Raw genomic sequence first — 12,222 nt, forward strand, 5'->3', positions numbered from 1 at the left:
GATTCCGTTTTTTACACCCCTGTTAACGTTTAACTACAATATGTAAACGTTTACATCACCATTACAAGACACCTCACCCATAAAGACCTGCCACAGAGGCGCACCTGCCTGACTCAACACTTCATGCTTATATCGAATCCGTTTTTGCCGTATAAAAGCTAATGAGATATCCCGGGAGTACCTCCGAGCAGGAACAGCGAAGGGTCGGCCCCACGAACCTAGTCCCTTCAGACCTTGTGGCGTCATACCGGAGGATCGAGTATCTGTTACTTCTAATCCGCTAACTGATGGAGATCCACATGTCCACGACGAACGAAGTTGTTGTACTCAGCGCAGCCCGCTCCGCAATCGGCTCATTCGGGGGCGGCCTGAGCCAGCTGGAGCCGGCCGAACTGGCTGGCCAGGTAATGAAGGCATCCATCGAACGCTCCGGTGTTGATCCTCAGACGATCAACTATGTCGCTTCCGGTCACTGTATCCCCACCGATTCCCGCTTTGCCTATGTCGCCCGCGTTGCCTCCATCCAGGCCGGTTTGCCGATGGACTCTGTCGCCATGGCGGTGAACCGTTTGTGCAGCTCCGGCCTTCAGGCGGTGGTATCTACAGCCCAGACCATCATGCTGGGCGACTATGAATACGGTATTGGCGGCGGTGTTGAGGTGATGTCCCGCTCCGGCTACCTGTCCACCGCCATGCGCAGCGGCGCCCGCATGGGCGACACCAGCATGATCGATATGATGGTCGCGACCCTGAGCGATCCTTTTGGTGCTGGTCACATGGGGATTACCGCCGAAAACTTGGCCGAGAAATGGGGTATTAGCCGTGAAGAGCAGGACGCCTTTGCCGCCGAATCCCATCGTCGTGCCGCAGCGGCCATTGAAGCCGGTCGCTTCAAGGACCAGATCGCTCCTGTCAGCATCAAGACACGCAAGGGCGAAACAATCATCGACACTGATGAGCACGTAAAACCCGGCACCACGGCTGAATCACTCGCCGGCATGCGTCCTGCCTTCAAGAAGGATGGCACCGTCACCGCCGGTAACGCCTCCGGCATCAACGATGGTGCTGCCTACCTGGTACTGGCATCAGCGGATGCTGCCAAACGTGATGGCCATAAGCCAATCGCGCGCATGGTGTCTTATGCACTGGCCGGTGTTTCCAACGAAATCATGGGTGAAGGCCCGATTCCGGCCTCCCGCCTGGCACTGCAGAAAGCCGGCCTGAGCCTGGCGCAGATGGACGTGATCGAGTCCAACGAAGCCTTCGCCGCTCAGGCACTGGCCGTAGCCAAGGGGCTGGAGCTGGATCTCGACAAGACCAACCCCAACGGTGGTGCCATCGCACTGGGCCACCCGGTGGGCTGCTCGGGTGCCTACATCGCAACCAAAGCGCTGTATGAGCTGCAACGCATTGAAGGCCGCTATGCACTGGTCACCATGTGTATTGGTGGTGGTCAGGGTATCGCGGTTGTGTTTGAGCGAATGTAATTGCCCTACCGCAGAGTACCCTGCCCGGGTACTCTGCTTCAGACACTCTTAGAACCCTAGCCGAAAAGATCCTGTGGTAAGTAAAACCCTTTCAAAAATATAGCATATCGCTAACAATCGCGACAGCAAATAATAACACCCCATCCAACATCAACAATCTGGCAAGTGATACATCGATTGGCCGCTTGTACTCATGGATTAGTTTAGACGTAGTAAAGGCGTCAAGTACTGATGGTCTTGAGTACAGTCTTTTAGGTTGAACCAAGTCAATAACATAAAGATATGTTCTAAGACCCATTACATCCCAGCTAAAGGGTCGATCATACCCGTTTATTTTTAAATTATATTCTATTCTACGAACCGTGAAGAAAAACAAAAACAATGACAATAACAAATAAATAATTAATAAAAGGAACGACAATACAATAATAATAAAGGGTATAGTATTCATAGTGTGCTCAGCTATACCCAATATTCGTTATCATCATAAATAGAAATGATCGTTTACAAACAGGACAACTACAAATAAAAACCCATCTAAAATCAATAATCGAGCAAGTATTACATCTATTGGCCGCTTATATTCATGGATTAGTTTAGAACTAGTAAATGAGTCAAATGGTGATGGTTTTGAGTAAAGTGTTTTGGGCTGAATCAACTCAAAAACATACACATAAGTTCTAAGGCCTATCACATCCCAACTAGAAGGTCGGTCATATCCACTTATTTTTAAATTATATTCTATTCTACGAACTGTAAAGAAAAACAAAAAGAATGAAATAAAAAAATACATGATTATAAAAATTAATGAACATACCAAAAGAACCAAGGAAATAATATTCATAATGTTTTCAGGTATTCCAAATAATCATTATTATCATAGGAAATAAGGTCATATCCGACTGCTGCAGCGTTTTCGAACTTGGATCCTACGACATTCCCGCTATAAAAACTAAAAGCAATACTTCCAATAACTACGATTCCCATTAATGCCCATCCTATGGGTCCAGAAAGTGCTGCTGCAGTAACCACGAATTTTCCTGCGTAAGCTGCAGCATACCCAGCGAGGGTTGCTCCTGTAACTGCTCCTGATAAGCCAGCAAGTTGGATAACGCTTTCCCTATGCCAGTCACCGCCAGCTTCACGTACTGTGACCACATTCCCATATCTCAAAGTACCATCTACAACTAAAGTTAAGGGCCCAGAAATTTTTGCAATGACGCCTGCATATTTAGCGACTTTATTTGCAGTAAAAGCATCGTGCACCATCAATCTAGGATCAACTTTTCGACCTTGGCTCCTTGTTGCAAGTAATACCCCCCTCTCCGCGTTACTCAGAGCATTTCCTTTATTACGATTTAACGCGCTTGCTGAAACGATAGATTGCATGGTGGTTTTATGCTGTTCAACTAGCTCTTTATATGCTCTGCGCACCATTGTCTCTGCTAAATGTTTTCCTGAATAAGGCATTGGGGTTTTATTATATTTACCTTGCTGTAAATCTAACAAAGCATTTTGGTAGTTCAATAAAGCTTTTTGGAAGTCATCCAAACGGGATTTTTTGCGTCTCCTGTCACCCCAATTAGACTGTTAACATCACTTAATGCAGCGTGAGTAAGATAACGGTTATAGAAACTCATTTCGCTATACAGATTTTCGCCATTAGTGGCGACCATGCTTTGTAGTGTCACTCTGTCTTTAAGACACATTTGATTGAATCTAGATGTAATCATCTTAGACTCTAGTGATTCAAAGTCTAAAGTATATGCTTGTCCCGTATAAAGAAAATCACCAGAGGCAATACCATTAGCTCTTTTAAAGCTTTCTACTAAAGTAGCATCATTTCCTACAACTTCGGAGATAGGTTTACGGTTGGCCGAGAAGAAAACTGAAGGCATGTGTCACTCCTTGACAACATATATATGATAAAAATTCCATTACCATCAAATATAACAACTTAGAAAATAGTATTCAAACTTAATTTGGTATTAAAAAGGAAACAGCAATTGGAATTATGAATTTATTGTAGATAGTTAAAGGCTATATATAGATTCAATTTAAACAAATGCTAAATATATATGATATATTTTAAAAATATAAATAAATTATTAAGTTTGAATTTAGAAAAAACCAAAAAACGACACTACCAAATTCCATTTTTCTTATTTATAGTTCCTCTTAATAAAATCAATCCTAGATTTCGTAACTTACAATAATGTAACGATACACGGCCAGTCAGATCGCAACAGAGGGCTTCCACTCTAAACATGCAAACTACCCAGTACAGCAGAAGATCGTTTGATTTTTCTGGTATCAAAGCCCTTATCTCCATTACCATCTGAGCTACGATGAAAAACATGGTTGCAGAAGGCCCACATTACGGCCTGTAACTCCCTAAAACTCATCCTGGGACCAGTCAGGAGTAGCATGTCTATTCTTGGGTGCACCAAGTCAGTCAAAGTTAATATTCAACCCTTTTATTAAACGTTCTTCAGGGAAAGAAAGATGTCCGTGGTTAACTATCAGAATCGCTGCAAAAAAACAGTTAACACTCTGCTTGCGGGATTACTTGCTTCTGTCTGCTCAGTATCAGTACAGGCGGCCTCAGTTGATGAAGCCAAGCTTTATGGCAACTGGGCATGCAGCCATGAGGAGAGCGATGAAGGTACGCATTTCTCCGCTATTTTTGATGTGTCGTACAATTCAAACGGCACTAGTCGGAGTCTTGGCAACCTGAAAGTTACTGTAGGCAACATGGTCGTTTTAGCCAATCAGTATGATTTCCAGGGAAACTGGGAGATTCAGGACGGTTACCTACTCGAAACCACAACTGATGTTCAGGGAACCAGCCTGACCAACAACTCCAAGCTGGGAGCAGCAGAATTGGCAGAGATGTTTCCTACCGGTGATACAGACCGCTCCCTTATTGTTGAATTGAGCGATCAGAAACTAATCACTCAAGACGAAGACGGCGTCAATTTTGAGTGTTCGCGCAAGCGCTGAGAATCCAGGCGGCACCGCCCACATGGTGCCGTCCCCCATAGTTTAAACTTACCCTGCCAACTGCATTCTAAGCACGTGCTTTTGCAGCTTACCTGTCGATGTCTTCGGCAAAGCAGGTGTGAAAATCACTTTTTTCGGCACTTTGAACCCAGCCAGGTGCTCACGACAGTGAGTGATCACATCATCCTCTGACAACTCATCTGTCCCCTGCTTGAGCGTAATGAAGGCACAGGGAATTTCACCCCAGTGTTCATCCGGTGCAGCCACCACTGCAGCCTCCAGCACCGAAGGATGGTTGTAGAGGGCACTCTCTACCTCCAGAGTCGAAATATTCTCGCCACCAGAGATGATGATGTCCTTGGAGCGATCCTTGATCTCGATATAGCCATCGGCATGCCAGACGCCCAGGTCGCCGGTGTGGAACCAGCCACCGGAAAACGCCTTCCGGGTTTCATCGGGGTTATTCAAATAGCCCTTCATTACCGAGTTACCGCGCAAAAACACTTCGCCGATGGCCATTCCATCTTGCCGGACCGGCTCTAGTGTCGAAGGGTCAGCAACCATCATGTCGGACATGGTTAGCGAAGGAATGCCCTGACGGGACATTTTCCGTGCTTTCTCTTTCGGGTTCAGCTGGTGCCACTCATCCTGGAAATCACAGACCACACTGGGACCATAGGTCTCGGTCAGACCATAAAGATGAACAACCTTGATGCCCATTTCTTCCATCGCTTCGATGGTCGCCGCTGGCGGAGCGGCACCACCGGTAGCAGCGGTAACCTGCTGCTCAAACGGCAGCTTCTGCTCTTCGGGGGCATTGATCAGCATGTTCAGCACGATGGGCGCGGCACAGAAGTGGGTCACGCCATGCCGGGCCAGAGCTTCAAAGATCGGTTTGGGATGCGGCTGGCGCAGGCACACATGGGTTCCGGCTACGGCCGTCACTGCCCAGGGGTAACACCAGCCGTTGCAGTGGAACATTGGCAACGTCCACAGGTAGACGGCACCATCCGGCAGGCCGAAGCCGACCACGTTGCTCAGCGCACTAAGGAAAGCACCGCGATGGTGATAAACCACGCCCTTGGGATTGCCGGTGGTACCGGAGGTGTAGTTCAGCGCAATGGATTGCCATTCCTCGCCCGGCAGCTCCCATTCAAAGTCATCATCCCCGGTCGCCAACAGTGTATCGAAAGTCATGTCACCGATCAGTTCACCGCCGTCGAACAGCGGATCGTCCACATCGATCACCTTCGGCTTGGCATCACAACCGGCCAGCGCCTCCCTGGCACGGTCGCTGTACTCACGGTCAGTGAAAAAGACTTTGGCCTTGCCGTGGTTGAGCATGTAAGTCATGGTCTTGGCATCGAGCCGGGTGTTCTGTGCATTCAGCACCGCTCCCAGCATGGGCACGGCAAAGTGCAGTTCCAGCATTTCCGGGATATTGGGCAGCAGCGCCGCGACCGTATCGCCCTTTTTCACGCCCAGCTTGCGCAGCGCCGAAGCCAACTTCAGGCAGCGTTGGTAGGTCTCCTGCCAGGTGCGCTTGATATCCCCGTGGATCACAGCCGTCCGATTGGGATGCGCCAGCGCAGCCCGCTTAACGAATGTGGTTGGGGTCAGTGCCGAGAAGTTCGCCTCGACAGGGTCCAGATCAAGCTCAAACATGTTTTCCATTTTCTTATCCTTATTATCAAGAGCACGGTGTTTGCAAATGTGATGACGCGCCGGGCATCAGAGCGCGAAACCTCCCAGTTTGGTTTCCAGATATTCCTCGATGCCTTCCTGTGCACCTTCACGCCCCAGGCCGCTGTTCTTCATGCCGCCAAAGGGCGCCGCTGCGCTGGTGGGGTTGATATCGTTGATGCCGATGATGCCGAACTCCAAGGCTTCAAATGCCTTGAACGCTGTCGACAGGTCGTTGCTGTAGATATAGGCCGCCAGCCCGTATTCGGTGTCGTTGGCCATGGCGAGCACATCGTCGTCATCGCTGTAGATCACCACCGGTGCAACCGGGCCGAAGGTTTCTTCGCGGTAGATTTTCATCTCAGGCGTCACGCCTGCCAGCACCGTGGGCGCATAGAAACAGCCCTCAGCAAGCTCACCGTCTGTCAGACGCTGACCACCGGTGTGCAGGGTAGCGCCCTTGGCCAGCGCATCCTGCACCTGGCTATCTACCTTCTGCAGCGCCGCCTCGTTGATCAGCGGCCCGATGCTGTTACCCGCTTCAAAGCCACTGCCAGCTTTCAGTCGAGCGGCCCGCGCCGTCAGTTCGGCCAGGAAGGCTTCAGCCTGATCCTTGTGAACGAAAATGCGGTTCGGACTGATGCAGGCCTGGCCGGTATTGAGGAACTTGACCAGCGACAGCCCCTTGGCGGCGTGGACGGGGTCCGCATCCGGGAAGACAATGGCCGGTGCATGACCACCCAGTTCCATCGACACCCGCTTCATATTGGCTGCCGCCCGGGCATTGAGCTGTTTGCCCACGGCTGTAGAGCCGGTGAAAGTCAGCTTCCTGATACGCGGATCAGTACAGAAAGCCTCACCCACCAGCGCAGGGTCACGGCTGGTGATCACATTGATCACACCTGCCGGAAAACCGGCTTGCTCGAACACTTCCGCCATTGCCTTGGCACAGAGCGGCGTATGTTCTGCCGGCTTGAGCACCAGCGTGCAACCGGCGGCCAGTGCCGGCGCCAGCTTGCGGGTGATCATCGAAATCGGGTAGTTCCAGGGGGTGATTGCGCCGACTACACCAACCGGTACCTTCTGGGTGATGAAGCGCTGGTTGCCCCGGGCTGACGGAATGGTCTGGCCGTTTATGCGTTTGGACTCTTCTGCGAACCAAAGCAGAAAATCGGCGCCGTACTGCACCTCGTTCAGTGACGCCTTGAGCGGCTTGCCCTGCTCCCGCGTCATCAGTTCGGCCAGTTCCTGCTTGCGGCTGAGCATGATCTCCCAGGCACGATACAGCAGGCCGGAGCGTTCATAGGCCGTTGTCTGTTTCCAGCTCTTCTGTGCGTTGCTCGCGGCCGTGATGGCTGCATCGATATCCTCGGGCGTACAATCGGGCACTTCACCGATTACTTCGCCGTTGGCGGGGTTGGTGACCGGGAAATGGCTCCGTTCAGTCACCCAGTGTCCATTAATGTACATACTCTCTCCGTTAACTGCTGGACCCTGTTAGAGCGTCGTTTCCGGCAGGGCCATGATGGAGTCTTCACCCGCCTTTACCGAAGCCAGGTAACCGGCACAACGCGGCAAAATATGGTCGACGAAGAAATGCGTGGTCACCTGCCGGGCCGTCAGGAATTCATCGCCCGGCTCCCCGGTGCTCTGTCGGCTGGCCAGTAGTGTGGCTTTCAGCATCAGCCAGGCGGCCGTAACCGTGGAGGTGAGCATCAGGAAGTTGAAGGCTGATGAGCCCACGAAATGCTCATTGGCACTGCTGTCCAACACCAGTTGCAGTGCCTCCTCCAGTTGCTGAATTGACTGTTCAAAGGCTTGCACCCGCTGCTCATCCAGTGCGGAGACAGTGCTGGCGGCTTCTGCCGTCGCTCGCATGTCTGCCAGCAGTTCCTGCATGGCCAGACCACGGTCACGAATGGTCTTGCGACCGATCAGGTCCAGCGCCTGAATACCGTTGGTACCTTCGTAGATCGGCAGAATGCGGGCATCACGGTATAACTGAGCCACACCGGTCTCTTCGATAAAGCCCATGCCGCCATGACACTGCACGGCCAGCGAAGTGACCTCCTGGGCGATCTCCGTACACCAGCCCTTCACCAGCGGTGTCAGCAAATCGGCACGGCGCTGATAGTAGCTACGCTGCTCGGCATCAAGCTCAGCATGCTTGGCATAATCGACCGCGACACAGCCGGAATAGGCCAGGCCACGGCCCGCCTCGGTCAAGGCTTTCATGGTCATCATCATGCGGCGCACATCGGGATGGCGCACAATCGGTGAAGGCTCGAGGTCGCCCGGCGCCGTTCCCTGAATACGCTCGGCAACATAGCTGCGTGCCATTTGCAGCGCACGCTCGGACACCGCCACACCCTGCAGACCAACGGTCAGGCGGGCGTTGTTCATCATGGTGAACATGCAAGCCAGCCCCTGATTTTCCTGGCCCACCAGGTAACCGAGCGCACCACCGTTCTCGCCATAGCTCATGACGCAGGTCGGGCTGGCGTGAATGCCCATCTTGTGTTCCAGCGAAAGGGCGTAACAGTCGTTGCGCTCGCCCGGATTGCCATCGGCACCGGGAATAAACTTGGGCACGGCGAACAGGGAAATGCCCTTCACCCCCGCCGGCGCGTAAGGCAGCCGAGCCAGTACGAGATGGACGATATTCTCGGCCATATCGTGCTCACCCCAGGTAATGAAGATCTTCTGGCCGGTGATACGGTAGTGATCGCCTTCAGGCCGTGCCTGAGTGCGAATGGTAGCCAGATCCGAGCCGGACTGGGGCTCGGTCAAATTCATGGTGCCGGTCCACTCGCCGCTGATCATCTTCGGCAGCAGCATCTGTTTCAGTGGTTCGTCGGCATTTTCACTGAGCGCTTCGGTGGCACCCTGAGACAGCAGCGGACAGAGTCCCCAGGCCATATTGGCCGCGTGGATCATCTCCTGCACCGGAATGGCCAGCGAGAATGGCAACGCCTGACCACCCTGCTCGGCGTCAAACTGCAGGCCGGCCCAGCCCCCTTCAATGTACTGCTGGTAGGCCTCTTTGAAGCCTTCCGGGGTCTGGACGCAGCGGCCTTCGTCCAGTTGTACACCGGTTTCGTCACCGCTGCGGTTCAACGGCGCGATGGCGTTACCGGCGAATTTGGCCGCTTCTTCCAGAATCGCCGCCACCACATCGGGCGAGGCATCCTCGTAATTGCAGGCCTTGGCCATTTCGTCGAACCCAGCCAGACTTCTTAGTGCGAACTCCATGTCTCGGGTGGGTGCTCTGTACTCGCTCATGCTGCCTGCTCCCTTAGTCCATGTACTGGCCGCCGTTTACCGACAGATTGGTCCCGGTGATAAACCCGGCTTCTTCAGCTGTCAGGAAGGTAACGGCCCGAGAGATTTCGTCCGGCTGCCCAAGACGGCCCACGGGAATGCCGGCAACAATGCTTTCCAGCACCTTTTCCGGCACCTGGCGTACCATCTTGGTATCGATGTAGCCCGGAGATACCGCATTAACGGTTACGCCCTTACGTGCGCCTTCCAGAGCGATGGATTTGGTGAAACCGTAAATGCCGGCCTTGGTCGCGGCATAGTTGCACTGACCAAACTGGCCCTTTTCACCGTTCAGCGAGGAGATGTTGACGATGCGGCCAAAGCCCCGCTCACACATGCCTTCAAACACCTGACGGCTCATGTTGAACATGGAATTCAGGTTTACGTCGATCACCTTGTTCCACTGCTCGACACCCATTTTCTTCAGCGGGGCATCGCTGGTGACACCGGCGTTGTTCACCAGAATATCGATGGCGCCGTGCTCGGACTCAACCTGCTTCACGAACGCCTGGCAGCCTTCGTAATCCGCCACATCCAGCGGGTACAGTTCGACCGCATAGCCCTGGCTCTTCATGGTCTGCTGCCAGTCCTCTGCCTGAGCGGTGGCCTGCTCGTTTGGCAGATGGGTACCGATGACCTTACGCCCCTGATCGACCAGCGCCTGACACATGGATGTTCCCAGACCACCGGTTGCGCCGGTTACCACTGCGATACGATTCGTCATGATGTTTTCCTTCTTATTGTGAATGGCTTACTTCAAAAGCTTCTTGATTGCGGAAGACTGGGAAATCACGCCCTCCGATGTGTACTGCTCACTGCGCTGTTCGATCTTTGGCAGTTCGTAGAGGTAGTTCACCATCAGGCCGGCGGATTGCTTCAGCCCTTTCTGGGACACATCGCCCATCCAGTTCAGCCGAGCCACCTTGGCGCCGTTGCTGAGATGAAAATGGGCGACGGGGTCCTGCGCGCGCGTGCCTTTTTTGCATTGGCAAAGGTAGGCCGCGGCCAGCTTTGTCAGCGCCTCCTGACGGACGTCCATGGATTCATTGGCTTCGATAACCGAGACCACCCGCGGTGATGGCAAACTCAGCCATTGCTCACCGCCAGGCAGTTCACACAGCTGGGCAGCCGGACAGTTTTCCAGCCAGCGAGCAAACCCCGGAATGGGGGACAAGGTTGCGAACTGCTTCAGGTGCGGGAATTCACGGCTGAGCTTCTTCACCACCTCCTTGATCAGGAAATTGCCAAAGCTGATCCCGGCAAGCCCCGGTTGGGCATTGGAGATGGAGTAAAAAATCGCGGTATCGGCACTGTCGATATCCTGGGTCGGCGCGTCTTCATCGAGCAGTTTCTGGACACTGCCGGCCAAACCACTGACCAGGGCAACCTCGACAAAAATCAGCGGTTCATCCGGCATATTGGGGTGGATAAAGGCGAAACAGCGGCGGTCGGAATCCAGCCTGTTTTTCAGGTCGCTCCAGCTCTGGATCTCGTGCACGGCCTCATAGGCGATCAGCTTCTCCAGCAATGCCGCGCTGGAGTTCCAGCTGATCTCCTCCATCTGCAGAAGCCCCACATCGAACCAGGTTGCCAGCAGTTCTTTCAGGTCTGCTTCCAGTGACTCAAGCTCGCTGTGTTCCTGCTTGAGCCCCAGCAGTTCTTCGCGCATATCCACCAGGAATTTCACACCTGAGGGAACACCTGTGAACTGCTTAAGCAGGCGATTATGGGCCGGCTCCAGAGCCTTGCGCAGCTGATGAGCTTTACGTGCACGCTCACCATTAAGCGCGCTCTGCCAGCTGCTGATTGCCTGCTCAACGCCTGCATCATCAATACCGTATTCCTCGGCCAGCATGCCGAGAAAGCGGACCTTGCCGACCTGCGAAAGATTCAGGTACATCCGCCCCAGCATCGCCGCCCGATTGCGCGCCTCTACCTGCCCGGCATGGGCATCAAGGCAATTATCGACCCACTCACGCACACGCCCCAGGTCCACCTCAGGCAGGTCCGGGTCCAGTCCCATGATGTCTGGCACGGCTCTGCGACCGGCAACCGCTTCAAGCCCATAGGGAACAAGCTTTTTGAATGCCCTTTCAAACAGGTTTGCTGGCTGAGTCTGCATAACGGAACCCCCTCCTGGAGAGTGCTTGTTGTCATTGTTTGCATCGAGGCTAGCAGAGCCATTTTCAAAAACCAAGTAAAAACCCTTGGTTAATTAAACGAATACCACTAACCTAAAGATCCAAAGTATCGATTCATGGGATAACAACAATGAGCAATAACATGCAGGACTCTATGCAAGCACTGCACGGCTACTACCTGGAAGATCTGGAAGTCGGCATGCAGGCGAGCTACGCCAAGACCATCACCGATGCAGACGTCATCCTCTTTGCCGGCATCAGCGGCGACGATAACCCGGTGCACATCAACGCCGAATACGCCAAAACCACCATGTTTGAACAGCGCATCGTGCACGGCATGTTCAGCGCCGCCCTGATCTCTGCCGTACTGGGCACACGCCTGCCCGGGCCGGGCGCCATCTACGTGGACCAACAGCTCAAGTTCAAGGCCCCGGTACATATCGGTGATACAGTGGTCGCCACGGCTACAGTGGTGGAAATCAACGAAGAACGCCGTCGCGTGAAGCTCGAAACCATCTGCCGTGTGGGCGATAAGGTTGTCGCCGAAGGCATGGCCACCAACATGGTTGACCGCCGCCCGGCCTGAT

10 protein-coding genes are annotated in these 12,222 nt (G+C 53.1%); 3 read left to right on the top strand and 7 right to left on the bottom strand.

Features of this window, described 5'->3' with window-relative positions:
• Positions 1-299: 299 nt before the first annotated feature.
• Positions 300-1,487: an acetyl-CoA C-acyltransferase family protein gene (locus tag BW956_RS02320; protein WP_076460480.1), complete on the top strand. Its 1,188-nt coding sequence runs from the start codon at positions 300-302 to the stop codon at positions 1,485-1,487.
• Between the two features lie 840 nt (positions 1,488-2,327).
• Here BW956_RS02320 and BW956_RS02330 read toward each other — a convergent pair.
• Together BW956_RS02330 and BW956_RS22165 are read right to left on the bottom strand one after the other, a co-directional pair.
• A complete protein-coding gene (locus BW956_RS02330; RefSeq protein WP_076460484.1) occupies positions 2,328-3,038 on the bottom strand; it encodes a hypothetical protein in 711 nt (236 codons plus the stop codon).
• Positions 3,011-3,385, bottom strand: a complete 375-nt coding sequence (locus tag BW956_RS22165; protein ID WP_139327106.1) for a hypothetical protein — start codon at positions 3,383-3,385, stop codon at positions 3,011-3,013. The genes BW956_RS02330 and BW956_RS22165 overlap by 28 nt, the downstream gene beginning before the upstream one ends.
• 607 nt (positions 3,386-3,992) lie before the next feature.
• Between BW956_RS22165 and BW956_RS02335 the strand changes: the two genes are divergently transcribed.
• A complete protein-coding gene (locus BW956_RS02335) occupies positions 3,993-4,490 on the top strand; it encodes a hypothetical protein (RefSeq protein WP_076460486.1) in 498 nt (165 codons plus the stop codon).
• A gap of 48 nt (positions 4,491-4,538) precedes the next feature.
• On the opposite strand, the gene BW956_RS02340 is transcribed toward BW956_RS02335, so the two are convergent.
• The 5 genes from BW956_RS02340 to BW956_RS02360 are packed head-to-tail and all read right to left on the bottom strand — an operon-like array spanning position 4,539 to position 11,616.
• On the bottom strand, positions 4,539-6,164 hold the full coding sequence (locus BW956_RS02340) for an acyl-CoA synthetase (RefSeq protein WP_076460488.1): 1,626 nt from the start codon (positions 6,162-6,164) through the stop codon (positions 4,539-4,541).
• 57 nt (positions 6,165-6,221) lie between these two features.
• Complete coding sequence (locus BW956_RS02345) at positions 6,222-7,643, bottom strand: NAD-dependent succinate-semialdehyde dehydrogenase (RefSeq protein WP_076460490.1); 1,422 nt, start codon at positions 7,641-7,643, stop codon at positions 6,222-6,224.
• A 27-nt stretch (positions 7,644-7,670) separates the two neighbouring features.
• A complete protein-coding gene (locus BW956_RS02350) occupies positions 7,671-9,455 on the bottom strand; it encodes an acyl-CoA dehydrogenase (protein WP_076460492.1) in 1,785 nt (594 codons plus the stop codon).
• A gap of 13 nt (positions 9,456-9,468) precedes the next feature.
• On the bottom strand, positions 9,469-10,218 hold the full coding sequence (gene phbB / locus BW956_RS02355) for an acetoacetyl-CoA reductase (protein WP_076460494.1): 750 nt from the start codon (positions 10,216-10,218) through the stop codon (positions 9,469-9,471).
• A gap of 27 nt (positions 10,219-10,245) precedes the next feature.
• Positions 10,246-11,616 carry a malonyl-CoA decarboxylase gene (locus BW956_RS02360; RefSeq protein ID WP_076460496.1) on the bottom strand — a complete coding sequence of 457 codons (1,371 nt, stop codon included), beginning with the start codon at positions 11,614-11,616 and terminating at the stop codon, positions 10,246-10,248.
• A 173-nt stretch (positions 11,617-11,789) separates the two neighbouring features.
• On the opposite strand from BW956_RS02360, the gene BW956_RS02365 reads away from it, so the two are divergent.
• Positions 11,790-12,221: a MaoC family dehydratase gene (locus BW956_RS02365; RefSeq protein WP_076461284.1), complete on the top strand. Its 432-nt coding sequence runs from the start codon at positions 11,790-11,792 to the stop codon at positions 12,219-12,221.
• Position 12,222 lies beyond the last annotated feature (1 nt).

Origin of the sequence: Marinobacterium stanieri (assembly GCF_900155945.1) — a bacterium.
Taxonomy (GTDB): domain Bacteria; phylum Pseudomonadota; class Gammaproteobacteria; order Pseudomonadales; family Balneatricaceae; genus Marinobacterium; species Marinobacterium stanieri.